The organism is Prochlorococcus marinus str. MIT 9201 (assembly GCF_000759955.1).
Lineage (GTDB): Bacteria > Cyanobacteriota > Cyanobacteriia > PCC-6307 > Cyanobiaceae > Prochlorococcus_A > Prochlorococcus_A marinus_G.
The window spans coordinates 20,798-42,661 of sequence record NZ_JNAL01000007.1 but is presented as its reverse complement, the minus strand read 5'-3'; the positions used below and the strand labels follow the sequence as shown (position 1 = coordinate 42,661).

34 protein-coding genes and 1 tRNA gene are annotated in these 21,864 nt (G+C 28.8%); 21 read left to right on the top strand and 14 right to left on the bottom strand.

What is annotated here, in order from left to right:
* Window positions 1-11: 11 nt before the first annotated feature.
* Window positions 12-1,598 (bottom strand): phosphoglycerate dehydrogenase, encoded by a 1,587-nt coding sequence (gene serA, locus EU95_RS06910; protein WP_032521625.1) that lies wholly within the window; start codon window positions 1,596-1,598, stop codon window positions 12-14.
* Between the two features lie 99 nt (window positions 1,599-1,697).
* Between serA and EU95_RS06915 the strand changes: the two genes are divergently transcribed.
* The 6 genes from EU95_RS06915 to EU95_RS10060 all read left to right on the top strand — a co-directional run bounded on the left by EU95_RS06915 (window position 1,698) and on the right by EU95_RS10060 (window position 4,655).
* A complete protein-coding gene (locus tag EU95_RS06915; protein ID WP_032521624.1) occupies window positions 1,698-2,264 on the top strand; it encodes a hypothetical protein in 567 nt (188 codons plus the stop codon).
* Window positions 2,265-3,056, top strand: coding sequence for a photosystem II S4 domain protein (locus tag EU95_RS06920; RefSeq protein ID WP_032521623.1), 792 nt, complete (start codon window positions 2,265-2,267; stop codon window positions 3,054-3,056).
* A gap of 49 nt (window positions 3,057-3,105) precedes the next feature.
* Window positions 3,106-3,177 (top strand) — tRNA-Val (locus EU95_RS06925).
* 68 nt (window positions 3,178-3,245) lie between these two features.
* On the top strand, window positions 3,246-3,863 hold the full coding sequence (locus EU95_RS06930; protein WP_032521622.1) for a methyltransferase family protein: 618 nt from the start codon (window positions 3,246-3,248) through the stop codon (window positions 3,861-3,863).
* Window positions 3,856-4,407, top strand: coding sequence for a pyridoxamine 5'-phosphate oxidase family protein (locus EU95_RS06935; RefSeq protein WP_032521621.1), 552 nt, complete (start codon window positions 3,856-3,858; stop codon window positions 4,405-4,407). Before EU95_RS06930 ends, EU95_RS06935 begins: the two co-directional genes overlap by 8 nt.
* A gap of 74 nt (window positions 4,408-4,481) precedes the next feature.
* Window positions 4,482-4,655, top strand: coding sequence for a hypothetical protein (locus tag EU95_RS10060; protein ID WP_206537473.1), 174 nt, complete (start codon window positions 4,482-4,484; stop codon window positions 4,653-4,655).
* On the opposite strand, the gene EU95_RS06940 is transcribed toward EU95_RS10060, so the two are convergent.
* Together EU95_RS06940 and EU95_RS06945 are read right to left on the bottom strand one after the other, a co-directional pair.
* Window positions 4,647-5,198 (bottom strand): DoxX family protein, encoded by a 552-nt coding sequence (locus EU95_RS06940; protein ID WP_032521620.1) that lies wholly within the window; start codon window positions 5,196-5,198, stop codon window positions 4,647-4,649. The genes EU95_RS10060 and EU95_RS06940 overlap by 9 nt on opposite strands.
* A gap of 133 nt (window positions 5,199-5,331) precedes the next feature.
* On the bottom strand, window positions 5,332-6,486 hold the full coding sequence (locus tag EU95_RS06945) for an FAD-binding domain-containing protein (RefSeq protein ID WP_032521619.1): 1,155 nt from the start codon (window positions 6,484-6,486) through the stop codon (window positions 5,332-5,334).
* A 276-nt stretch (window positions 6,487-6,762) separates the two neighbouring features.
* On the opposite strand from EU95_RS06945, the gene EU95_RS06950 reads away from it, so the two are divergent.
* Entirely contained in the window at window positions 6,763-7,512 is a 750-nt protein-coding gene (locus EU95_RS06950) for an NAD-dependent DNA ligase (RefSeq protein ID WP_032521618.1), read from the top strand.
* A 107-nt stretch (window positions 7,513-7,619) separates the two neighbouring features.
* Window positions 7,620-8,549, top strand: a complete 930-nt coding sequence (locus EU95_RS06955) for an oxidoreductase (protein WP_032521617.1) — start codon at window positions 7,620-7,622, stop codon at window positions 8,547-8,549.
* Here the strand turns inward: EU95_RS06955 and EU95_RS06960 are convergent.
* Window positions 8,544-8,810: a hypothetical protein gene (locus EU95_RS06960; RefSeq protein ID WP_032521616.1), complete on the bottom strand. Its 267-nt coding sequence runs from the start codon at window positions 8,808-8,810 to the stop codon at window positions 8,544-8,546. The genes EU95_RS06955 and EU95_RS06960 overlap by 6 nt on opposite strands.
* 100 nt (window positions 8,811-8,910) lie before the next feature.
* Between EU95_RS06960 and murD the strand changes: the two genes are divergently transcribed.
* A complete protein-coding gene (gene murD / locus EU95_RS06965) occupies window positions 8,911-10,326 on the top strand; it encodes a UDP-N-acetylmuramoyl-L-alanine--D-glutamate ligase (RefSeq protein ID WP_032521800.1) in 1,416 nt (471 codons plus the stop codon).
* A 100-nt stretch (window positions 10,327-10,426) separates the two neighbouring features.
* Window positions 10,427-10,741, top strand: a complete 315-nt coding sequence (locus EU95_RS06970; protein ID WP_032521614.1) for a hypothetical protein — start codon at window positions 10,427-10,429, stop codon at window positions 10,739-10,741.
* 14 nt (window positions 10,742-10,755) lie between these two features.
* On the opposite strand, the gene EU95_RS06975 is transcribed toward EU95_RS06970, so the two are convergent.
* The 6 genes from EU95_RS06975 to EU95_RS06995 form a co-directional block, all read right to left on the bottom strand.
* Complete coding sequence (locus EU95_RS06975; protein WP_072014829.1) at window positions 10,756-11,487, bottom strand: pirin family protein; 732 nt, start codon at window positions 11,485-11,487, stop codon at window positions 10,756-10,758.
* Between the two features lie 86 nt (window positions 11,488-11,573).
* Window positions 11,574-11,702: a hypothetical protein gene (locus EU95_RS10230; protein WP_011863480.1), complete on the bottom strand. Its 129-nt coding sequence runs from the start codon at window positions 11,700-11,702 to the stop codon at window positions 11,574-11,576.
* An 82-nt stretch (window positions 11,703-11,784) separates the two neighbouring features.
* The gene (locus EU95_RS06980; protein ID WP_032521613.1) at window positions 11,785-12,321 is read right to left on the bottom strand and encodes a DUF1643 domain-containing protein; all 537 of its coding nucleotides are present in this window, start codon (window positions 12,319-12,321) and stop codon (window positions 11,785-11,787) included.
* Window positions 12,318-12,803, bottom strand: coding sequence for a DUF2214 family protein (locus tag EU95_RS06985; protein WP_032521612.1), 486 nt, complete (start codon window positions 12,801-12,803; stop codon window positions 12,318-12,320). The genes EU95_RS06980 and EU95_RS06985 overlap by 4 nt, the downstream gene beginning before the upstream one ends.
* A gap of 87 nt (window positions 12,804-12,890) precedes the next feature.
* A complete protein-coding gene (locus tag EU95_RS06990) occupies window positions 12,891-13,640 on the bottom strand; it encodes a GAF domain-containing protein (protein ID WP_032521611.1) in 750 nt (249 codons plus the stop codon).
* 131 nt (window positions 13,641-13,771) lie between these two features.
* The gene (locus EU95_RS06995; RefSeq protein WP_032521798.1) at window positions 13,772-15,004 is read right to left on the bottom strand and encodes an NAD(P)/FAD-dependent oxidoreductase; all 1,233 of its coding nucleotides are present in this window, start codon (window positions 15,002-15,004) and stop codon (window positions 13,772-13,774) included.
* A 165-nt stretch (window positions 15,005-15,169) separates the two neighbouring features.
* Between EU95_RS06995 and EU95_RS0108755 the strand changes: the two genes are divergently transcribed.
* The 3 genes from EU95_RS0108755 (at window position 15,170) to EU95_RS10225 (ending at window position 16,625) form a co-directional block, all read left to right on the top strand.
* Window positions 15,170-15,406 carry a hypothetical protein gene (locus tag EU95_RS0108755; RefSeq protein ID WP_032521609.1) on the top strand — a complete coding sequence of 79 codons (237 nt, stop codon included), beginning with the start codon at window positions 15,170-15,172 and terminating at the stop codon, window positions 15,404-15,406.
* 146 nt (window positions 15,407-15,552) lie between these two features.
* Window positions 15,553-16,425 carry an EamA family transporter gene (locus EU95_RS07000; protein ID WP_032521608.1) on the top strand — a complete coding sequence of 291 codons (873 nt, stop codon included), beginning with the start codon at window positions 15,553-15,555 and terminating at the stop codon, window positions 16,423-16,425.
* Window positions 16,426-16,502: 77 nt separating this feature from the next.
* Window positions 16,503-16,625 (top strand): hypothetical protein, encoded by a 123-nt coding sequence (locus EU95_RS10225; protein ID WP_275040478.1) that lies wholly within the window; start codon window positions 16,503-16,505, stop codon window positions 16,623-16,625.
* On the opposite strand, the gene EU95_RS10220 is transcribed toward EU95_RS10225, so the two are convergent.
* Window positions 16,622-16,756 (bottom strand): hypothetical protein, encoded by a 135-nt coding sequence (locus tag EU95_RS10220; RefSeq protein WP_275040477.1) that lies wholly within the window; start codon window positions 16,754-16,756, stop codon window positions 16,622-16,624. The two genes, EU95_RS10225 and EU95_RS10220, sit on opposite strands and share 4 nt — an antisense overlap.
* A gap of 121 nt (window positions 16,757-16,877) precedes the next feature.
* On the opposite strand from EU95_RS10220, the gene EU95_RS07005 reads away from it, so the two are divergent.
* Together EU95_RS07005 and EU95_RS09795 are read left to right on the top strand one after the other, a co-directional pair.
* A complete protein-coding gene (locus tag EU95_RS07005) occupies window positions 16,878-17,153 on the top strand; it encodes a cupin domain-containing protein (protein WP_032521607.1) in 276 nt (91 codons plus the stop codon).
* 92 nt (window positions 17,154-17,245) lie between these two features.
* Entirely contained in the window at window positions 17,246-17,416 is a 171-nt protein-coding gene (locus EU95_RS09795) for a hypothetical protein (protein WP_193742442.1), read from the top strand.
* 66 nt (window positions 17,417-17,482) lie between these two features.
* Here EU95_RS09795 and EU95_RS10215 read toward each other — a convergent pair whose 3' ends face one another.
* On the bottom strand, window positions 17,483-17,614 hold the full coding sequence (locus tag EU95_RS10215) for a hypothetical protein (protein ID WP_257008698.1): 132 nt from the start codon (window positions 17,612-17,614) through the stop codon (window positions 17,483-17,485).
* A gap of 282 nt (window positions 17,615-17,896) precedes the next feature.
* On the opposite strand from EU95_RS10215, the gene EU95_RS07010 reads away from it, so the two are divergent.
* From EU95_RS07010 to EU95_RS07015, 3 genes are all read left to right on the top strand, one after another.
* Window positions 17,897-18,076 carry a hypothetical protein gene (locus EU95_RS07010; RefSeq protein WP_032521605.1) on the top strand — a complete coding sequence of 60 codons (180 nt, stop codon included), beginning with the start codon at window positions 17,897-17,899 and terminating at the stop codon, window positions 18,074-18,076.
* A gap of 614 nt (window positions 18,077-18,690) precedes the next feature.
* Window positions 18,691-18,855 carry a hypothetical protein gene (locus EU95_RS09790; protein WP_193742441.1) on the top strand — a complete coding sequence of 55 codons (165 nt, stop codon included), beginning with the start codon at window positions 18,691-18,693 and terminating at the stop codon, window positions 18,853-18,855.
* Between the two features lie 68 nt (window positions 18,856-18,923).
* Entirely contained in the window at window positions 18,924-19,259 is a 336-nt protein-coding gene (locus tag EU95_RS07015) for a DUF805 domain-containing protein (protein ID WP_032521604.1), read from the top strand.
* Window positions 19,260-19,270: 11 nt separating this feature from the next.
* Here the strand turns inward: EU95_RS07015 and EU95_RS07020 are convergent, their stop codons facing one another.
* Entirely contained in the window at window positions 19,271-19,588 is a 318-nt protein-coding gene (locus EU95_RS07020) for a hypothetical protein (RefSeq protein ID WP_032521603.1), read from the bottom strand.
* 213 nt (window positions 19,589-19,801) lie between these two features.
* On the opposite strand from EU95_RS07020, the gene EU95_RS07025 reads away from it, so the two are divergent.
* From EU95_RS07025 to EU95_RS07030, 3 genes are all read left to right on the top strand, one after another.
* Window positions 19,802-20,020, top strand: a complete 219-nt coding sequence (locus tag EU95_RS07025; protein WP_032521602.1) for a M protein — start codon at window positions 19,802-19,804, stop codon at window positions 20,018-20,020.
* An 83-nt stretch (window positions 20,021-20,103) separates the two neighbouring features.
* Window positions 20,104-20,259 (top strand): hypothetical protein, encoded by a 156-nt coding sequence (locus EU95_RS09785; RefSeq protein WP_193742440.1) that lies wholly within the window; start codon window positions 20,104-20,106, stop codon window positions 20,257-20,259.
* A gap of 81 nt (window positions 20,260-20,340) precedes the next feature.
* Window positions 20,341-21,447 (top strand): fatty acid desaturase, encoded by a 1,107-nt coding sequence (locus EU95_RS07030; protein ID WP_032521601.1) that lies wholly within the window; start codon window positions 20,341-20,343, stop codon window positions 21,445-21,447.
* 3 nt (window positions 21,448-21,450) lie between these two features.
* On the opposite strand, the gene EU95_RS09780 is transcribed toward EU95_RS07030, so the two are convergent.
* Window positions 21,451-21,603 carry a hypothetical protein gene (locus EU95_RS09780; protein WP_193742439.1) on the bottom strand — a complete coding sequence of 51 codons (153 nt, stop codon included), beginning with the start codon at window positions 21,601-21,603 and terminating at the stop codon, window positions 21,451-21,453.
* Between the last annotated feature and the right edge of the window lie 261 nt (window positions 21,604-21,864).

Here is a 21,864-nt window from a genome sequence, read left to right as displayed (position 1 = left end):
GACAAGAAACTTCACAAAGTAACTGGATTAGCGTTGGTAATCCCATCTACTTCAATAATGGTATCAAGCAGCTTATTAGGTATTGGATCATCAATACTTAGGACCATAACAGCTTCCCCTCTAACAATTTTGCGACCAACTTGCATTGAGGCAATATTTACATTGTTGCTACCTAATAAAGACCCAAGCTTGCCAATAATGCCTGGCATATCTCTGTGCCTAGTAACCAACATATATCTACTTGGCGATACATTAACTGGGTATTGATCAATACTAATAATTCTTAATTCCCCATCAGCAAAAATGCTTCCTGCAACGCTATGGTCGCCATTATCACCATAAGTGGTTAACTGAAGCGACCCACTAGCAAATTCAGGTCTTGCCTCATCTTTATTCTCTACTACCGAAATACCTCTTGAATCTGCTTCTAGCGAGGCATTCACATAATTAATCCTATCTCCCAAAGCTTTACTTAGGAGACCTTTTAGACTAGCTATTATTAAAGGCTGAGAAGGATGTTGAACAAATTCACCTTGAAGCTTTACTTCTAGTTTATGTATCTGCCCACCAGAAAGCTGGCTTATAAGCAGACCCATTGTTTCCGCCAACTGCAAATGAGGTTTTAGGCTATCCATAATATCAGGACTCAAACCTGGAATATTTACTGCAGTTCTAGCAGATAAACCAAGCAAAACATCTCTTATTTGTTCTGCAACATCAACAGCTACATTTTTTTGTGCTTCCCGAGTAGATGCTCCTAGATGTGGAGTAAGGATAAGATTCTTTTCAACCTTCAAAAGTGGTGAATTAGATTCCAAAGGTTCTTTAGAAAAAACATCTATTGCAGCACCTTCAATCAATGATTTATTTAAAGCTTCTGCTAAAGCCTCTTCATCAATTAAGCCTCCTCGAGCACAATTAATTAATTTTGCACTACTTTTCATACTTTTAAGGACGTCAATATTTACTAAATTCTCTGTCTGTGGTGTGCGAGGCAAATGCAAAGTTACATAATCAGATTGTTTGAATAAATCCTCTAGTTCGAATAGTTTAACTTGTATTTGTTGAGCTCTTTCAGTTGAAACGAAAGGATCATATCCGTAAACTTCCATTCCTAATGCATTAGCAACTTTCGCTACATGAGCACCAATTTTGCCTAAACCTACTACACCTAATTTTTTCTTATAAAGCTCATTACCAACAAATTTCTTTCTTTCCCATTTACCTGACAAAGTACTACTATTCGCAATTGGAATATGTCTAGATAAAGCCAACATCATAGCTATAGTATGTTCAGCAGCAGCTATTGTGTTACCTCCTGGAGAATTCACAACAAGAACTCCTTTTTGAGTAGCAGCTTTAACATCTACATTATCAACCCCAACTCCTGCTCTTCCAATAATTCTTAGTTTACTTGAAGAGTTAATAATTTCTTCAGTCACTTGGGTCCCAGAGCGAATCATTAAAGCATCATAATCTTTAATAATGGAAGCTAACTCAGAGTCTGAGATCCCTATCTTCTGATCAACCTGAGCAACTTGTGAAAGAATATCGATTCCTGTTTGATCAATTGGATCTGTAATGAGAACTTTTGTCATTTAAGATTGGTTCTTTAATCTTTTACTTTAACTTAATCTATAGTGTATGTATCTTATTTTATTAATTTGAATAACACACAAACATTTGAGGATTGAAATTTGACTAAAAGTATTGTGATATTTGAAGACATTGATAAATGTATCCAACTATTTGAAGTTTTCAAAGAAAAATCAGTAATGCTCTCTGAAGCTATTTTGATCCCACCAATAAGTGAGAAAATATCATCAGATGAAAAAGAATCGCTAAATGCGAAAGCAAATATCTTATTCAAATCTCAAAATTTTGAAGATATAAGAATTTTAAATCCTAAACTTGATAGAAAGATTAGACAAAAAGAAATGAGTAGATGGCTAATGCCATTTGGTTTTATAGCTGGAATAGCTTTTTCTAATATGACAAATTTATCTACTTTCAGTTTTCTTGGTTTGAATAACATCGGTGAATCCTTAATTGGAGGTCTTTTAGGAATGGGTTCAGGATATTTAGGTAGTTCCGTTTCGTCTGCAAGTATCAACATCAATAGGAATAAAGAGTTGAGATCAATTATTAATTTAAATAAAGAAGGTAAATGGCTTGTTCTACTTGAAAATCAAATTGGTGCTGAATTACCATGGGCTTTGATAAAACAATCAGAAGCAAAAGATATAATTTTTTTAGAAGGATAAATGATTGACTTAAAAGAAATCTTAACAAATTCAAACTACAAAAAAGAAACTGAGGAATTAATTAATATTGCCAACTTAGCTTACAAACACTGGGAAATTTATTGGACTGGGTTTAATTCAACTTATGTTTGCGAAGAGATTTTAAAAGATTTTGAAAATTTAAATGATTTTAAATTTTTTGTTTATGGAGGATTCTCCGCTTCTCAAAGATCTAGGATAGCTTGCTTTAGAGGAGATAATATTCCTGAAGAGGATGCGCTAAAAAGAAATTTTCCGGCTCAAGGGATAAAAATTAATGGCAATTTTTTATTTGATAATGCTACACAAGACGACTTTAGATCCCTCTTGATTGAGAATGGGGTAAATCAAATAAAAGTTGGAGATATATGGACTATTGGGGATAGGGGGGCACAAGGGATAGTTGATAATTTAGATATTCAGCATCTAGATGAAAAAATTTTTTATTTAAGAGACGTAAAAGTAAAAATTAATTTAGTAAGTATAGATGAATTACAAATACCCTCTGGAAGATCAAAAAAACTTGTTAATACAGTAGAGGCTTCAACAAGATTAGATGCTATAGCTTCAGCTGGTTTTAGGGTATCACGAACCAAAATCATTGAAAGGATAGAAAATGGAATGCTCAGATTAAATGGAAGCAAAGTTAATAAGCCAACTATTAATCTAAAAATTGGCGACAAACTAGAACTTGAAAATAAAGGATTTATCGAAATTCTAAATTTAGAAATAACCAAAAGAGAAAGATGGAAGGTTAAATTACTTAGAAAATGAAACGCAACCTGCTATTTTCTTATAAGGGGGATTCAAAATTCTTCAATTTGGGCGATTAGCTCAGTGGTAGAGCACTACCTCGACACGGTAGTGGCCACTGGTTCGAATCCAGTATCGCCCATTCAAACTTTTGACGACCTAGGTTATATCCACAGAAAATAATTTCATTTTTTAGATTATTAAAAAAAGATGAAACTTAATCAAATAATTAATCTGCATAAGGGGCTTACTGCATTTGTAGTAATAGGTCTTATGATTTTTTTTGATAATTTTGCAATAGCTCCTTATGTTTATTTAGCTCTGCATGGTACTTATGGATTACTTTGGCTTCTAAAAGAAAAGATATTCCCAGATCCTTATTTTAAAGAAAATATCAATTTTTTAACTTCAGTTACTGGTTTTATTTTCCTTGGAAGTTATTGGGTTGCTCCCTACATTCTTATCTCATCTCAGAAATCTGTTCCAAATATCGTAATAGCTGCTTCTGTATCTATAAATATAATTGGTGTGTTTTTACACTTTGCTAGTGATGCCCAAAAATATTTTTCTCTTAAATTAAAAAAAGATCTGATTAAAGAAGGATTTTTCAAAAACATAAGAAATACAAACTATCTAGGAGAAATACTAATTTATCTATCATTTGCCATACTTTCAATGAGTTTCATTCCATTAGTAATTCTTGCAATATTTTTCTCTATAGTTTTTCTACCAAGAATGATAAAAAAAGATAAATCGCTCTCAAAATATGATTCATTCGAAGAATACAAAAAGAAAAGTGGTCTTATATTGCCTAAATTAAATGCTTGATAACAACTTACCCAGTTGGAGGCAAGATTTAAAATCTTCTAGAAAAAAAGAGGGTAAATCACCCTCTAATAGATGGATACAGCTTGCAACAGTCAGCGAAGAAAATGAGCCAAGATTAAGAACAGTTGTTTTTAGAGGATGGCATAAAGATAGTTCAATGATTATTTTTACAGATAGAAGAAGTGAAAAAATTGGGCATTTAAAATCTAACCCTAATGCAGAAATACTATGGTTCTTTTTGAAAACCAAATCACAATATAGATTCAAAGGAAAAATACATGAATTAAGTGATAACAAAAATTATTGGGATTTATTATCAGAAAAATCAAAATCTTCTTGGTTTTGGGGATCTCCTGGAGAGAAAATTAACCCAAAAGTCCAATCTACTTATGAAAGATTATCCAATCTGACCAAGTCAGAAAATTTTGTAGTTCTAAATTTTGAAATCGATTCAGTAGATCTTCTTAAATTAGAACAGCCTGTTCATAAACGATATCTTTGGGAAAAGATTAAAAAATGGGAAAAAGTTGAAATTAATCCTTAAATATTTCTAATTTGTATATTTAGGTTGAAAAACATATAGTGATCAGTCAGTTTTAAAAAAGAAGTATTATTCATATGAATTTCTCAGAAATTCCAGAAAACCCTTTTATTTTTTTATCTTGGGTTACAGCTATAGGGCTATTTATAAGTCTTTCTGAAGCAACAATTAAGATAAAAATTGAGAAGAGAAACAATTATCGAAAAAGGTTAGAGCTAATCAATAATCTTTATCCTAAAAAGTTAGCTTGAAGTATCTGAGAGTATGTTAGCTTGTAAAAATTGAAATAAGCCAACTTTATTAGTTTCTTCTTTAACTTCAACTTGCTTGGAAAGTTTTGCTTTTGTTGAAGGTATAATTACTTCCTCATCATCTGATTTCAAAATTCTGATAATCACTTCATCTAAAGAGAAATCACCAGGACCTGTTAATGCGATTGAAGTTGCTGAAGCGAAATACAAAAGTAAAAGCTCTAGTAAGAAAATATTAAAACCTGAAGTAACAAGAGCATGGTATATAGCAACAGAAATTGTTCCAACAATTGCCAAAGCTCCAAATCTTGTGGCTAAGCCGATAATTAGTAACCAACTACCACCTATTTCTGAGAATGCCGCTATGTATGACAAAAATATCGGGAATGGGAGGTGTAATGGCCTTACAAAAGCATCAGCGAAATTTTCTATATTTGCTAATTTTTCATAACCATGATGAATAAGAACAGTCCCAGTTATAACTCTAAGAATTAATAAAGCAGTATCTTTGCTAAACGACTTGGTAAGAATTGTTGAAAGCACTATAAAAAAATTATCCTTAAGTAAAAATAACTAGTCACAGTATCCATCGTGGATTAAAGAGCAAAAGTCGCGCCTAAATAAGTATTTATACTTACTTACAAAAAGGTTTTTTCTGATTAGCAATTCAACTAATTTAAAAATTATTTTTTGAAAAATTTTCTAATATTCTCTGATTTATTTTTGGAATATTTTCTTTAAATTTAAAAAAACCTCTTTTAGCAAATTTCCAAGCAAATAAATCTTCATCCCTCACAAGATTAAAAATTTTTTTATGGTGTAAATTTTTAAAATCAGTTATGAAATCATAATTTTCTCCCACTCCAGGATAAATAATGTCTATTTCGTTGGTATTTTTAAAAGTATTTTCCAGTGAATAAGGATCAATCTGTTCAACATTATCAAATTGCTCTACAAATTCAGAGACCAAATCTTGTTTAAATTTCAAAACAGATTCAGACAATTTAATTTGTCTTTGTTCATTTCTTAAAAGGATAATAAATACTTTTTTATAGCTTGGAAGTAAATTTTTAAGGGTTGCAAGGTGCAGATCATTTTCGAACATAATCAGATTATCTGATTTAGGATCCATATCATTTTTATAAATACCATCTTCAAATGGTATTTGATTAGATTCTTCAAGAAAAATTTGTTGATTACTTATTTTTTCTACATTAAATCTATTATTTGAAAACTTTCTGAGGTTTGATGATGAAAAAAGATATTGTTTTCCCTTCGTTTGCAATCCTCCGACCCATCTCCAGCTAAGGAGATTAGATGAAGCATCTCCATCAAAAAGATATTTAAAGAAAAACTTTGCTCCCAATTGCCATGGGAGGCCTAAATTAAATATCCAAGTACTCGCAAACCACATTCTTGTATGGTTATGCAAATAGTTGTACTGTTTTAATTCATGGACCCAAGAATTAAAAAAATCTAATTCTGTATTGCCATTAATTGCACTTTCATATAGCTCATAATCAAAATCGAGATTGTTTTCTAAAATAAAATTTCTCCAAACTTTAGGTCTATTTTCCATCCACCCTTTCCAGTAAACTCTCCAAAATATTTCTTCAACAAATTTAGTTGAATTTTTGATTTTGTACTTACTTTTAATATCGTAAATCAGATCATATTCCGATAATATTCTATGAGTAATGAAAGGCGATAATTTTGAAACTGAACTTTCGTCATTTGGTCCAAAATCAAAATTTCTTAATTTTGCATAATCATTAATTTTGTATTTCGCAAAATTTTCCCAGGTATTTTGAGCTTTTAATAAAAATGACATTTTCTAATAACTTTAAAAAATTTTTTTTTGTATTGATAGAATTCCCAAAATTTTCCTGCAAATTAATCCTTAAAATTTAATATTCCACACTTAAGTAAATATGTTTGATTGAAGTATTTAATTTAAACGCTTTATCAGTACATTTTATACTCTTAAATCGCTCCCTGCGTAGGAGGATATTTAGTTGTCAATTACTCTTTAGATCTAATTTTAATTTTTAAATCATTGTTTAAATGATTTTTTCTGAAAGATTTTTAAATACTTATCAAAATTATTATGAATAATTTATTAGTGAGAGATGTTAAGTATCTAGATGAACAATACAGAATAGGTGAAGGCATAATTTCGGATGATGCATTTAAGCAACTTGAAAAGCTCTTTATTCCTGTTGATCCAGAGCCTGACTACTTTAATCAAAAAAGTAATAAACTTTTGCCAAAATTAGCCAAGGAAAACTATAAAGAATTTTTGGAAAGTTTATTAACAAAAACAAGATTAAGTATTCAACCAAAAATTGATGGCTGTGCTATTGCAATTAGATATATAGATGGCAAGTTTAATAAAGCTATTACAAAAAAAGGAATTGATGTCTCAAGCAAAATTAAACAAATTAAAAATGTCCCCGATTGTATTCCTATCAAACGAGATTTTCAAATTAGAGGTGAACTATACGCTACAAACCAAGTTGCCGGCATTTCCCAAAGAATTACAAGAAAATACCTCAATGATAAGAAAGGGATTGGAGAAAGTCTCCGCTTTTGCTGTTTCCAAATACTTAATGGAAGACTTAATCAATACGAAACCCTTAACTATCTTAAAAAATGTGGCTTCAGCACCCCTGACAGTTACTTCACAAATCATACAAGCGAAATCCAAATATATAAAAAAAATTGGTTAGAGAAAAAAATATTTGCGAAGTATCCAACTAATGGGATAGTTATAAAAATAAATAGTAGGAAATTACAGTTACTTAGAGAGAAAAGTTTATCTCAAAATAACGAATGGCAATATGCAATTGAAAAATAATATTCAATAGTACCTTCAAAAAGAGCTCACGATACTGATTTCCAGTATTTACAGTGGAAAAGTAATTAATTTTGGTTAAATTCCAAAGCAATTTGAAGGATTAATAAATGACTGCCACTTTTTCAAGACCTAAAATCTCTAACTGGGAAACATCTAATATTCCAAACCTTACAGGGCAAACAGCGCTAATTACTGGTGCGAATAGTGGTCTTGGATACTACACTGCAAAGGCCTTAGCAGAAAAAAATGCTCATGTTGTTATAGCTTGTAGATCGCTCGAAAAAGCTAATCAAACTATCAAAAAACTTAAAGGTCTTAATCCAGAAGGATTATTTACACCTTTAGAATTAGATTTGTCAGATTTAAAAAATATTGCTGAAGTTCAGTCCAAAATTTTTGATAATTTTGAAAATTTGGATTTACTAATTAATAATGCTGGCATTATGCATCCGCCTAAAACTCTTAGTGCCCAGGGATATGAAATACAATTTGCAGTTAATCATCTAGCTCACATGCTTTTGACCCTAAAGCTACTTCCAATTATTGAAAAAAAAGAAGAATCTAGAATAGTGACGGTTACTTCTGGAGCACAATTTTTTGGCAAAGTTGGTTGGAAAAATCTTAAAGCTGAGAACTATTACAACAAATGGGAATCTTACTCCAATAGCAAATTGGCAAATGTAATGTTTGCTATGGAACTAAATGAAAACTTAAAGCACAAAAATATACTTTCTTTAGCTGCTCACCCCGGAATTGCAAAAACAAATCTCTTTACTGCTCAAAAACCTAACCCTAGTCCATTAGAAATTTTCTCTTTGGAATTATTTAGCCCTATTTTTCAAACTGCTGAGATGGGTGCTTTACCTCAACTTTTTGCAGCTACTTCACCAGATGCAAGAGGAGGTGACCATTATGGTCCTAGATTTAATTTCAGAGGTCATCCAAAACTATCCCCTACTTCTCCTTTCGCTATGAATAAAAAAGAAAGAAAAAATTTATGGGAAAAAAGTCTTGAAATACTTAGTATCTTCTTATAAATTTTTCATTTTTACTAACTTTAGAAAATACTTCAAGATATGTAATTCGCTCTCTGAGAGTTTCATAAATTCTGTTAAGGCATCATAATTTTTTTCATCAATTTTTTTTGACAATTTAATAAAACTATCATGGTTTTCATTAACAAAGCGCTCAGCGATCTGAGACGGAGTTAAACCCTTTTCAATTAATTCACCTGGAGCATTTTTCTCCCACTTTTCATAAAACCAAGAGAACCAATATTTTGCAGTATTTTCTTCCATTAATCAACTTTTCTTTGGCAAATACTATAAATACTGAAGAAAGATCTCATGATTGAATTACCCCTTAAACACAATTAATATAAATGCAATTATAAATTTAATGATAGATAATCATTCTTGTAAAGGAAATATTAATCTTGTAATTGGATTAGGTAAATCTGGATTTTGGGCTGCCAAGTATTTGAGAAGCATCAATAAGAGAGTAATTGTTTGGGAAAGTAAAGATGGGATAGAATTCTTAGAAAGAAAAACAGAATTAGAAGAGCTTAATATAGTAGTTTCTCTAAATAAAGAATTTGTATTTGAAGAAATTCAACCTTTTGTGAAAGAGATCGAATCTGTTGTTGTAAGTCCATCAATACCTTATGACCATATAACTATTATTGAATTAAAAAAAAAGGGAATTAAAGTAATTGGAGAAATTAATGTTGCATGGGAAATTTTAAAAGACACAAATTGGATAGGTATTACTGGCACAAATGGCAAGACTACTGTTACTCATCTAATAAGCCATATACTCTGTGATACTGGATTATATGCTCCTTTTGCTGGAAATATTGGTACACCTTTATGTAAATATGCTCACTCAAAAAAACATGAAAAAATTGATTGGATTGTAGCTGAATTAAGCAGTTATCAAATAGAAATATCTCCAGAAGTAAAGCCTAATATTGGAATATGGACAACCTTCACAGAAGATCATATTGAAAGACATAAAACACTTGAAAACTATTTCAACATAAAAAAAAGCTTGCTAGAAAAATCTGATTTTAGAATTTATAATTATGACGATAAAAATCTTAGAGATCACTACAGTTCGCTATCAAGTGGAGTTTGGATAACAACTAGTTTAGATAAATCAAATTTTATTCAATGCGATTATTGGATAGATGATCAAGCATACATTGTTGAGAGAGGAAAGAAATTATTCAAACTTGAACATTTTTCTTTAAAAGGAATGCATAATCTTCAAAATCTTTTATTGGTAATTGCAGCAGCTAGAAAAGTTGGATTATCTGGGAAGAAGATTAAAGATTCTTTATCTAAATACAAACAATTACCTCATAGGATGGAAACAATTTATAAAAATAATGATTTAGAAATAATTAATGATAGTAAAGCTACAAATTTTGACTCATCTATTGCAGGTATCAATTCAATTGAAGGTCAAATAATAATAATTGCTGGGGGTAGATTAAAAGGGAATAAATATAGTGAGTGGATAAAAGTTTTAAAGGAAAAAGTTAAATGTGTTTTCCTTTTTGGAGAAAGCTCAAAAGTCCTAAAAATGGCGCTCATTAATGAAGGATTTAAAAAAAATATTTTTGAATTTTCAGAATTAAAAGAGCTTTTAAATTTTGTTTTTCATTATTTACAAAATAATAGAGGTGGAACATTATTATTCTCACCTTCATGCTCTAGTTTTGATCAATTTAAAAATTATGAAGAGCGTGGAGATTATTTCAAGAAACTAATAAGTGAAAAATTAAAGGTTAATAAATCCATTTTTTGTTAAAGTATCTTTTCGTAATTTTCAGGTCGGTCATCACAACCGTCTCCCCCTAGCAAATATTCACTTAATTAGTTAGATTTTTATTATAAGTTTACTGTAAGTAATGAGTGAATCTAACAATTTACCTCAAGCAATAAGTCATAAAAAATTAAGTTACTTGATGCTTAAGGCACAAAAGGATTCTCATTTTTCTGATGAATTAGCAGAAATAGAAAGTTCCGAAAAAAGAGAATTTGAAGAGTTAATAAACACTTGGGAAGCTTCAACTAAGAAAGTAGTTAATGAGTTATCAAAAAGAAAAGAAAATTTACTAAAAGATAGATCACCGAATTCTTTAATTGCTCTTGGTGCTATGGAAGTTCACCTTAATATGGCCTTGCAAGCCTTAAATGCTTTTAATAAAGGAGTTGATGGGTAAAAGTAACACATAAATTACAAGGAAGGCATCGAAAATAAGAGAAAATCTAGGTCTTTTTCAGTATCTATAGAGACATCATCATAATAATTAACTTCAAAACCCAAGCCATCTCCTGATTCGAGACATATATTTGATTTGGAGTCTTTACTTTTTAATAAAAGATTACCTTCTATTATTTGTATCCAATTATATTTATCTATTTTTAATGGCAATTTTTTTTCTTTAATTGGCTTATATTTACAACGCCATAAAGAGATACTTTGATTTAGAAAAAGCTTATTATTTTTTACGTCTTTGTAATTAAAAATAAGATTATCCCACAACTTTTCATTTAATGAAATTTGATCATATCGGGGGTTGATATTTTCTTTTTGAGGGTATATCCAAATCTGGAACAACTTACAGGTCTCATTTTCTTCATTCTTCTCGCTATGAGAGATTCCAGTACCAGCAGACATAACTTGTACTTCATCTTTGTGAATTTTTCCAAGATTATTTAAAGAGTCTCTATGAGTTATTGCTCCTTTTGTTACAACAGTAATTATTTCCATATTTGCATGAGAATGTGTATTAAATCCTGCATTAGGAGAAATAATATCTTCGTTTATAACTCTAATTTTCCCAAAATTATCCCATTTTGGATCTCTATGCTCTGCGAAAGAAAATGAATGCATCGAATTTAGCCATTCTCTAGTCGATCTAAATCTTTCGTAAGATTTCCTTATTTTAATTATTTTCAAAGACATAAATACTAAGAAATAAATATGGTGTATTTGTGTAAATTAAATATTTTGAAAATTATAAATTATGAATAAGTGAAATTACTTTTTATTTATTTGTTAATTTTACTTTGTGCTTTATTTGCTTTATTAATTATTTTTTTTGCTTCTTCTCTCGTAGAACATTTTTCTGCCTCAACATTCAAGTTTTTTAGTTTATTTAGTTGCTTTGAAATTTTCATATAAGGTTAACTTAAAAAATAGAAATTAACACATATTTAATGGAATAGCTAAAAATACTGGTTTGCATTTGAGCCTTACTACCTAAAAATAAGATTGGAGGATCGAATTATCAGAACAGTATAGAGGATGTATTGGATTATCTTTGATTGTTTTCTTAATTAAAAGCGGTCCAAGAGGATTATCAAAATTATTTTTCCTAATTGAGTTATATTGCATTATTTTTTTTGATATTTTTTTATTTCTATTAAGAAATTTCCCTTTGTTACCCCAACCTAACCATAAATCACAATTTTTATTTTCTGACCATTGTTTTAAGTTTTTATTAATATGGTTATTGTTTAGATGACCCACAGGATTTTTGTGATTAAAAAGTTTTTCTGGTTTGCTTGCAATAAGAGCAAATAGATTTATTAATTTTACTTTTCCATAATTATTGTTTTTCGAAATTTTGATTATCTTTTTTGTTGTATTATCCAAAAAAACTTCATCCGATAATGAGGGATTTAAACCTATGAAAATAATTTCTTTTGTAGATTTAGAAATCTTATAACTTAAACTCCATCTATATAGTTTGTTAGCACTTATTAAACAATTTCTTTCTAGAAATAAATTTTTCAACCTAAACCTACACCTCTAGCCATAAGAGTTGCAAAAAATGGTATTGTTGCAAAGCCTACTAATTCAGTAGTGATGATAAGTCTGAACCTCTTAACTAGATTCTCAGATATTTCAGGTAATTTATTCTTACTTAATGGAATAGCCCACAAGATATATGTTGTTGTTGGGTACAAAGAAAGTAATCCAACCAAAATGTAAAGAGAAACCTTTATCCAAAACACAGGGTTACCTGTATAGAAATCACCTCCTTGACCAAAATACTTAACACGCAAAATTCCAGTAACTAATATTGCAACTCCTGCCAAACCATAAACCACATCAGCAATTATCATTGAGATAGTCTCATTTCTATTAAGATCTACTTTGAGAGTCAATCTTTCAAACAAAAGAGAACCGAAACACAAGATAATTCCTAAATAATGAACATATGCTACTAATGCACTTTTAGCAATTTCACCTGTTAATAAAGTTCCTAATAACATGTTCAAGTCAAAATTTATACAATCCTAACCCCCAAATGAAGAATTTGTTTAGAAATAAATTAATAACTTAAAAGCAAGGTATTAAATCTAAGACTCTAAATACCTTTTCTGGCCATCTTCAAAAAAATCCTTTTTATTCCATACTTCGATTACATCTGGGAAATGTTTTTCCATACAATTATCACAAACCCCATGACTAAATCTAATATCACTAATTTTCGAAAGATATTTTTCTAAATGCATCCAATCGCCCTCCTTATTTTTCACTTCTCTGCAATATGAACAGACAGATAAAATACCTTCCTGTTTGTGCAAGTTAGACAATGCCTCTAGCAAGTTCAATGACTTTTTTCTAAGCTCTAAAAATGAAACTATTTGCTTGGATAATAATTCCATAATATTGAATTGTTGTGTAGTTAGATTGCCTGGCTTTCTATCTATTACACAAAGAGTACCAAGTTTATTACCATCACTATTTCTAAGGGGAAAACCTGCATAAAAACGAATCTTGGGGTCTCCTGTTACCAATGGATTATTTATAAATCTTTCATCTTGGAAAGCATCATGGATAATTAATGGACTATTTTCTTTTATTGCATGGGTACAAAAAGACCAATCTCTTCTAGTTTCTGATATTTGAAGTCCTATTTTGGATTTAAACCATTGTTTATCTTTGTCTACCAAAGTCATTAAAGAAATAGGCACATTACAGGTTGTAGCAGCAATTTTTGTAATATCGTCATAGCATGATTCTGGCTTGGTTCCCAAAATTCTATATTCTGCTAAAGCTTTTAATCTTCTTTCCTCTTCTTCTTTTTTTGATACAAGATTCTGCATTAATCTTCACCAATAATTAAAACTTTAAAATTAAAGTTTCTTCAAAAAACTTTTTCCGTCTAATACTTAATAAAAAAAAGATAAACTTATTGATTTGTTACTTACTGATTTATTACTTATTAATTTATTATTTAATGATTTAACTTTGAGACTGCCATCCCAGCGATCCATCCACTTGTCCAACAATGTTGAAAATTAAATCCACCTGTAATCCCATCAACATCCAAAACTTCTCCAGAAAAAAATAACCCTGGACAAATTAAGCTCTCCATACTTTTAAAATTAACTTCATTAATTTTTACGCCTCCGGAAGTTACAAATTCCTCTCCAAATGGACCTTTGCCCGAAATTATATATTTATCCCTCATTAGAATATTTATCATTTTCTCCCTTTCATCCGCCAGTAAATCAGCCCACTTTTTCTCTTTACCAATACCTATTTTCTTCAATAAAAAAATCCATAATCTTTTTGTTAATAGTGGAACAGGTCTACTGTTAATTAGATTTACCTTGCCTTTATTTAATCTTAAATAATTAACTTTTTCTTTTAAGTCCTCATAACTTAAGGAAGACCATTTGATAATTAGGTTAAATTTATATTTTTGGCTATAAAGTTCCCTTGCTGCAATGGATGAAAGTTTTAATACTGCTGGCCCACTGAAACCCCAATGAGTTATTAGTAAATCGCCTCTATTTTGAAAATTCTTATTGTTTAATTTAATTTCTATATCTATGTCCTTTATCGATACCCCACTACATTCATCCAAATTTGGTTCTTGTGTTGAAAAAGTAAAAAGCGATGGTACGGGTTTAACAATTTTATGTCCAAGATTCTGAGCTAACTTATATCCGCTTGGATTACCTCCAGTTGAAAGTGCAATATTTTTTGAAATTACCTTTGCTTTTTTAAGACTAAAAATATTGAATATATTATCTGGAGTTTTTGAAATTTCTTTTACAAAAAATTTTGTTAATATCTCTACGTTTTTTGATAAAGCACTTTTTCTCAAACAATCAATAACATCTGAAGAAGAATTAGACGTTGGGAATACTCTTAGATCTTCCTCAATTTTTAATTTTAACCCTTTTTTCTCAAACCAATCATATACATCTCCAGCTGCAAAACGATTAAATGATTCCAAGAGCTGAATTCCACCTCTGGGGTAATTATCAACTAGTTCATTCGGTATCCATGTCGCATTAGTGACGTTACATCTTCCACCTCCACTAATCCTTACTTTCTCCATAAGTTTTGAAGTGCCTTCAAGAATTATTATCCTTTTTACTCCATGTTCAGCAGCAGTAATTGCTGTCATAAAACCAGCTGCACCTCCTCCTACGACTGCCAAATCAAAAGGTTCCAAAAACTTATTATTCAATATGCTTCAATTTGATAATAGCAAGGAGTTACAAAGAAAAATTACTCCAAAAACTATAAAACTACATAATAAATAGCTGCAATTAACTAATTTTTTAAATTTCTAAAAGAAATCAACGCAGTCGTTATTTTTATGCTTTAACTTTATTAAATGAGTTCAATATTTTCTTACGTTAAATATTCTGAGGCCAGTTTTCCTATGACAGGCCAATATACAGCTCTTCTCTTAATAACTTCTGTTATTTGGGTTCTACTTTGGTTTGGATATAGACAAAACAAGATAAATGATGAGATCAAGAAAAAAGAAAAAGAAGAAAGAATTAATGCGAAAGTTGAAAGAAGAAAGAAGTTAGAAAGTTTATACCCTAGTAATAAAAAAACTGTTTAAAATTAATAAATTATTTTTTTAGTAAATATGAAGCCAAATAATTTCAAATCATTAATTCAGTATTTACCAGGCATATTGATTCTTTTTTATGTATTCTTTTTAGTATTCACACAATTTGTAAAATAAATTTCTAAAAATTATTCGTTTTGATTGGAATCCTTTCTGCTTTTGGCGCCGCTACATCTTGGACTTTTGCATGCTTTATTTGGCGCTCGCAAACTCAAAAATATAAATCAATAGATATTAATTTAATAAAAAATATAATAGCCTTTGTAGTTTTTATACCTGCCTTAATCAATCTTTTTCCTGCAACTGAATTAAAATATATATTTATCTTACTAATTAGTGGAATAATAGGTATTGGTTTAGGTGATACTTTCTACCTAAAGTCATTACAAACAATTGGCACAAGAAAAACTTTATCTATAGAAACTCTTTCTCCCTTAATGGCTGCTTTATCAGGAGAAATTTTTATTAATGAAAATTTAACACCTAAATCATGGATTGGAATAATCATAGTATCGATTTCGCTTTTCATAATTCTCAAAAAAGAAAACGATTTTAAACACGCAAATTTGCATTTCTCAGAAAAAAATAGTTTTAAAATTTTTACTTTTCCTTTTTTATCAGTTTTATGTGCTGTAATTGGAGGTCTTTTTTCAAGAATGGTTTTCCTTCAAAGCAATTTATCTCCTCTCCTTACAACTGAGATAAGATTATTAGGTGCAATAATTTTTTTGATTACTCTAAAAGGATTTAAGCTTAATTTTTTCTTAAAAAATATGGAAAAAAAACAACAAAAAAGATTCTTGCTTTCAATACTTCTTGGAACCAATTTAGGAATATTGCTACAACAAATTGTATTTAAATCCCTTCCCATAGGAATAGGATGGGCTTTATTAAGCACATCTCCAGTAATCTCATTACTTTTTGCTAAGAATGAGGAAAGAGAAATTACAAAAAAAATTATATTTTTTACTTGTTTTTTATTTTTAGGCTTGACATTAATAATTCTTTAATCCCTGAGTTAATGTAAAAAATACTCATGTTAAGAAAAATCATATTAAATAAAATTAGCTTATAAACAATATGAAAAATGAAAATTTTAAAGAAAAAGAGACTTGGCGCATGGGAAGTTTATGTTATTTTCCTAAGCTGCATTTATGCAGGCTTTGTAGTTTATAAATCTATATCAAATGTTTTTTTTACATGGAATTAATTAATTCTTTGGAATGATTTAATCAACTTACCTCCATCTTGGTCATCATCATCATTTGACGCGAAAAATAAAAAAAATATCCCTAAAGAAGCTATAGATAATGAAATTGACAATACAGAGAGCTCATCCATGAATTTAAGTTTTTTTTATAGTAAACCAAAAAAAATAAAAGACAGTAAACAAATACACATTCTCGAAAATAAAAATTTCTTTTTTTTGTAAGATATAAAAAATTTATATTCAAAATATTTCGTGAAAGTTCAAATCACTTCTCCTTGTAGTGCAAGCACAATAATTCAGTATGGAATAAAAAGTTGGCCTATTTGGGAATGTGAACCAAGTAAATTTCATTGGAATTACTATGATAAGGAAATTTGCTTAATTATTGAAGGGCAAGCGAAAATAAGTATGCAAAACGGTGACATTTATGTAATTAAAGCTGGAGATCTAGTTGAGTTTCCTGCTGGACTTTTCTGCGAATGGGAAGTAACCAAGAGTATGAAAAAACATTATCGATTGGGTAGCTAAATGTAATAATAAAGATTTTTTCTTTCTTCATTGTTAAGTCAATACAGATAAAATATAGTTAATACATAATTTTCAAAAGGGGAAATAATACTATGCCTTTTACTGATCAAGAATATTTTGAGGTTATCGAAAAAAATGAAATAGTAAAAAAGGCCTATGAAAATATAAAACAAATTTGCATTGATTTACAAAAACAAACAAATTGTCCTGAAGAGGACCTAAAAGATTTTCTTGAGTTTATTTCTAAACAATGGAATAAGTAAGAATTACAAGCCTTTTAAAGTTACTAGATATAAAATCTCAGTTTAGTTTTTCTAACTGTATAAGATCTAATCTAATTCCTTTTTTGGTTTTGTATTGATACTTGAAGTTCCCTTAGCAGCAGAAACGAAGAAAAAGAAGCCTACAATTCCTGATATACCAAATATCGCAGCCAAAGGATCAAAAGTGAAAGAGAACATAAAATTTATAAAATCAAGATAAATAATAGTTTTTGAATCAAAATTGTACAATTATTGTTAAGTATAAAAAATAACAATTGAGCGATTCATTATGTCATTATTGGTTTTTAAGTAGGTTTAAGAAAATTATTATTCAAATTCATATTGAAGAATAAAATATCAATAGATGCAGAAGATCTATTCATACGACAGAAAAACGTTTTTACAGAATATGTATAGAAATATCGAATTACACTACCCAAAGTATCCACAATTGTTGTTTCTTTAGATTAGTATCACTAAATGACAGATTTATACCCAGCTTCTTCCTCTGTAAGCCCTTTTATAGCAATACTATGGTGTCTTTATCCCATTGCTTTACTTGTAATCATAGAGTTAATCCTTGGAGGAGGGTTTGATGACGATAATGACGACCAAGATGGGGGAATGCTTATTCCTGCTTACTCTAAATCTAACGTTTGATATTATATTGAATTTTAAATTTTAAAACCTTTATATAGGGTTAAAATATTTTGGCTGATAATATCGATACCACTTTAATTTCTTTAATAATACTTACCATTCTTATCATTTTTTCTCTCTCCTGGCTTGTCTTAAGAACCCTTAAAGAAGGTAGAAAAGCTTTAACAGAAATAAAAAAAGATAGAATTTAACTATCACAAAAAAATTTATAAATGTAGAATTTTTATTTGATTGACTTAACTATTAGATTTATAAGTTTTCCTAACTAAAAAAGTACATAACTAATATTCAAAAACTTTTTCCTATGAAAAATTGGGAAAATCATAAAAAAACTTTAACAAATACTAGAATTCAATAGATTAATACGTTAAAAATTACCAACCTTAATAATCCTTTTTTTGGAAAGGTCCTCTCTTAGAATTTTCTTCAATAAATAAACATGCATCTAAATTCTTTACTTTATATTTGTTCTATATCTTTATTCATTTATATCATGGCGCTATTTTGGAGAGACTTGCCAAATCAAAAAAAGTAAATAAATAATTAATATCATTTTGTTGCTTATCAAAATAAATTGAGTTATTAATTTAATATTGGATTTAATTTTTATATAAATGCTGAAAGAAACCTCAAATGACAATAACAAAAATATATTCTCAGAATCTACAGGTATTGCAAAAGATAAGATGATTTGCAAAGACGGATTCTGTTCATTACCAAATCAAGATGAGATCCCAAAGCAAGATTCAAATGATATGAATTTATTTGATCCTATTTAGTAAATTAATAACATTTTGATAAATTGAATATTAAATCGATCATATTGAATTCTTTTAATTTTTAATTTATGCTTAATCACTTTTTAAATGCATATAAAGAGTTTTGGGTTAAAGCTACAGACTTCAAAGGATTCACATCACGAACCGACTGGTGGTTCGTTCAATTAGCGAATCTTATAATTTCTTTCCTTACTATCCCAATATTTGTAAAGACTTTTGGTTTCAATGCTTATGGAATAGTTTGCATTTTGCCTCAAATAGCAATTGATATAAGAAGAATTAGAGATTTTGGAAAGGATTGGAAATGGATCTTTATAAATTTAATACCCGTTTTCGGATGGATCTTATGGTTCATCTGGTTAGGATTTGGCAAGACCGGAAATGGTAAAAATAAACTTATATAAAAATTAAATCTTTATTTTTTTCTTTTTTTAAAATCTACAAATCTTACCTTTTTTCTTAAACTTAATTGTTTTTCAAGAATTTTAAAAACATGCATTTCGCATTCGGTTAATTTAAGAAACTGATCGAGTGTATCTTTATCATCTTCATCAAAATTCTCTAGGACTTCTGAAATAGCACTACTATTACTAGAAATAAAGTCATCAGCAACATCTTCTGGATTTTTACCTGAGTCGAAATCCTGAAAAGCCTCAAAAGAATTAAATTCTCGCGTTAACCATTTAAACCATGGCTCATTTTTATTAAACTTTTTATTTATAATTTTTTTCATAAAAAAATATTTACTTATCTAATCATTATTAGTTAAACATTTTTTGACAGCTGTAAAATTACTTATTCTTATAAAATTAATTAAGGGTAAACCTCAATATTTATTAAGGCATAATAACTTAAATGATTAAATATAAAGTTTCTCAGAAAATAAGTATTAATTACTCATTTTTTAGTTTAAGAGATAGCTAGAATTGAATTTTATTAAATAACATTGTCAATCCCATTTTATGACTTTCCCTCTTCTCCAATTTTAATCATTGGAGCTCTTGGAATTGCAGTAGCAGTAGCAGTTTTTTTTGTCACATATCAAAAATATTTCAATTCACCATTAAATAGAGAGCTTTCAGAGAAGAAAAAAGCCTTAATTAAGGAACAAAAAGAATTAAATGAGAGATTAGAAAAAATAGAACAAGATTTAAAAAATTTATAAAAATTATTTTTATAAAAATGACTTAACCATCTCGAATTCAAGACCTTAATTTTTAAAACAAGAATTATGGTCTATAAGTGGTTATGGATAAAGATCATCTTATTGAATTAATTTCTAATAGCCTTCTTTATGAGATTAAAGATTCTGAATCAACTAAGAATCTTAATGATTTCAAGAATTACTTAGAGAGATTAAATCTAGACCAATTGAGAACAATGTCTAAGGAATTTATTCTTTAGTATTAATTAAGAATATTATATTATTAAATTAATAATAAATACTTTTAATATCCATTATATTCATTAAAAAAACAAGAAAATATGCTCAAAGTAAATAGAAATGATTTTTTAATCAAGCCATTTCTAAAAAGAGATAATTTTAGAGCTTTTTATCAAATTATTTGTACCATACTTCCAATAATTTCTATTTGGTTAATTTTGTACCAAATAATAATTCATCCTTTTTCATTATTAACAAAAGGTTTCTTACTGATCCCAATTATTTGTCTTCTTACGCTTTTCTCTTCTAGAACATTTTCATTAATGCACGATTGCGGTCATAATTCTCTTTTTACAAAACGTAAATTAAATCGCTTTTTTGGATTTTTACTTGGTTTAGTAAATGGCATTCCCCAGAAATCATGGTCAATTGATCATGCATTTCATCATAGAAACAATGGTAATTGGCAAATTTACAAAGGTCCCATCGACGTTTTAAGTCTTGATGACTATAATTCACTTTCAAAAAGAGAGCAATTTTTCTATAAAGTCAGTCGAAATTGGATAATGCTTTTCCCTGGTGGCTTTTATTACTTAGTTTTAAAGCCCAGATTAGGACTGATTATTATAATATTTAATTTCACTCTAGATTTAGTGAAAGAAACTTTTTTCAAAATAAAAAATAAAGAAATATCCAAACTTTTAGTAATTAATTCAAGATTTAAGCCGCCATTTTCAGATTATGGAAATAATTTTAGTGAATTATTTGAATTAATAGTAAATAATATTGTAGTAATATTGGGTTGGATTTTTATGTGCAAATGGTTTGGGTTGGTTTTTTTCTTATCATTTTATTCCATAGTTTTAACTCTATCAGCTGCAATTTTAATATGTGTTTTTTTCGTACAGCATAACTATAAAGATTCATATGCTAAAAATACAAAAAACTGGGATATCGTAGATGGAGCAATATTGGGTAGTAGCAATTTAGATATCCCTAATTGGCTAAATTGGTTTTTAGCAGACATATCTTTCCACAGCATTCATCATCTTTCTGAAAGAATTCCAAATTACAACTTAAGAGATTGCCATAATGCAAATATTCATTTGCTTCATCAATCAAAGTTTTTAAAATTAAGCGAACTTTCAAACTGCTTTAAATACATTATTTGGGATAATAAAAATGAAAAATTAATTCCAATAAATTAATACTTAATTTAACCTTCTTCTAAATTTTCTTTTTAGAGGAATACTGCTATATGCATGTGCTCCAATGGATGGAGGCAAGTCATTCTTTAAAGGATGCATAAAGGCATTTGCCATACTCTCTAACATTTTCGAAAGCCAATTAATTACTGATTTCATTTGAAAATTTAAAAGTGTACTTATTTATCATCCAACTAAATTACTAAAAAGTAAATCAGTCTTTATGCTGATTTTTCTTAATTTTACTTTATAAAAAATTTATATTAAATAATCAATATTTTTGTTTTTTATCTTTTTAAAGCAATCTATTTTTACGTTTTTGAAAGTAAATTAGGTCGGATATTAATTTAGTAAATAATACTTATTTTTTTCTAATTCACTTAATAAATTAAATTATTGAACATTATTTCGTGCTATATC

Coding starts and splice junctions, on each gene's coding strand:
- EU95_RS07030 (WP_032521601.1), top strand. CDS start 20,341: ATGCTCAAAGTAAATAGAAATGATTTTTTAATCAAGCCATTTCTAAAA.
- EU95_RS09795 (WP_193742442.1), top strand. CDS start 17,246: ATGCCTTTTACTGATCAAGAATATTTTGAGGTTATCGAAAAAAATGAA.
- EU95_RS10215 (WP_257008698.1), bottom strand. CDS start 17,614: ATGTTCTCTTTCACTTTTGATCCTTTGGCTGCGATATTTGGTATATCA.
- EU95_RS07020 (WP_032521603.1), bottom strand. CDS start 19,588: ATGAAAAAAATTATAAATAAAAAGTTTAATAAAAATGAGCCATGGTTT.
- EU95_RS06955 (WP_032521617.1), top strand. CDS start 7,620: ATGACTGCCACTTTTTCAAGACCTAAAATCTCTAACTGGGAAACATCT.
- EU95_RS09785 (WP_193742440.1), top strand. CDS start 20,104: ATGGATAAAGATCATCTTATTGAATTAATTTCTAATAGCCTTCTTTAT.
- EU95_RS06945 (WP_032521619.1), bottom strand. CDS start 6,486: ATGTCATTTTTATTAAAAGCTCAAAATACCTGGGAAAATTTTGCGAAA.
- murD (WP_032521800.1), top strand. CDS start 8,911: ATGATAGATAATCATTCTTGTAAAGGAAATATTAATCTTGTAATTGGA.
- EU95_RS06985 (WP_032521612.1), bottom strand. CDS start 12,803: ATGTTATTAGGAACTTTATTAACAGGTGAAATTGCTAAAAGTGCATTA.
- EU95_RS06975 (WP_072014829.1), bottom strand. CDS start 11,487: ATGTCTTTGAAAATAATTAAAATAAGGAAATCTTACGAAAGATTTAGA.
- EU95_RS07015 (WP_032521604.1), top strand. CDS start 18,924: ATGCTTAATCACTTTTTAAATGCATATAAAGAGTTTTGGGTTAAAGCT.
- EU95_RS06960 (WP_032521616.1), bottom strand. CDS start 8,810: ATGGAAGAAAATACTGCAAAATATTGGTTCTCTTGGTTTTATGAAAAG.
- EU95_RS06935 (WP_032521621.1), top strand. CDS start 3,856: ATGCTTGATAACAACTTACCCAGTTGGAGGCAAGATTTAAAATCTTCT.
- EU95_RS10220 (WP_275040477.1), bottom strand. CDS start 16,756: ATGGATGAGCTCTCTGTATTGTCAATTTCATTATCTATAGCTTCTTTA.
- EU95_RS07010 (WP_032521605.1), top strand. CDS start 17,897: ATGACAGATTTATACCCAGCTTCTTCCTCTGTAAGCCCTTTTATAGCA.
- EU95_RS06930 (WP_032521622.1), top strand. CDS start 3,246: ATGAAACTTAATCAAATAATTAATCTGCATAAGGGGCTTACTGCATTT.
- EU95_RS09780 (WP_193742439.1), bottom strand. CDS start 21,603: ATGAAATCAGTAATTAATTGGCTTTCGAAAATGTTAGAGAGTATGGCA.
- EU95_RS10230 (WP_011863480.1), bottom strand. CDS start 11,702: ATGAAAATTTCAAAGCAACTAAATAAACTAAAAAACTTGAATGTTGAG.
- EU95_RS0108755 (WP_032521609.1), top strand. CDS start 15,170: ATGAGTTCAATATTTTCTTACGTTAAATATTCTGAGGCCAGTTTTCCT.
- EU95_RS10225 (WP_275040478.1), top strand. CDS start 16,503: ATGAAAATTTTAAAGAAAAAGAGACTTGGCGCATGGGAAGTTTATGTT.
- EU95_RS09790 (WP_193742441.1), top strand. CDS start 18,691: ATGCTGAAAGAAACCTCAAATGACAATAACAAAAATATATTCTCAGAA.
- EU95_RS06950 (WP_032521618.1), top strand. CDS start 6,763: ATGAATAATTTATTAGTGAGAGATGTTAAGTATCTAGATGAACAATAC.
- serA (WP_032521625.1), bottom strand. CDS start 1,598: ATGACAAAAGTTCTCATTACAGATCCAATTGATCAAACAGGAATCGAT.
- EU95_RS10060 (WP_206537473.1), top strand. CDS start 4,482: ATGAATTTCTCAGAAATTCCAGAAAACCCTTTTATTTTTTTATCTTGG.
- EU95_RS06920 (WP_032521623.1), top strand. CDS start 2,265: ATGATTGACTTAAAAGAAATCTTAACAAATTCAAACTACAAAAAAGAA.
- EU95_RS06970 (WP_032521614.1), top strand. CDS start 10,427: ATGAGTGAATCTAACAATTTACCTCAAGCAATAAGTCATAAAAAATTA.
- EU95_RS06990 (WP_032521611.1), bottom strand. CDS start 13,640: ATGCAGAATCTTGTATCAAAAAAAGAAGAAGAGGAAAGAAGATTAAAA.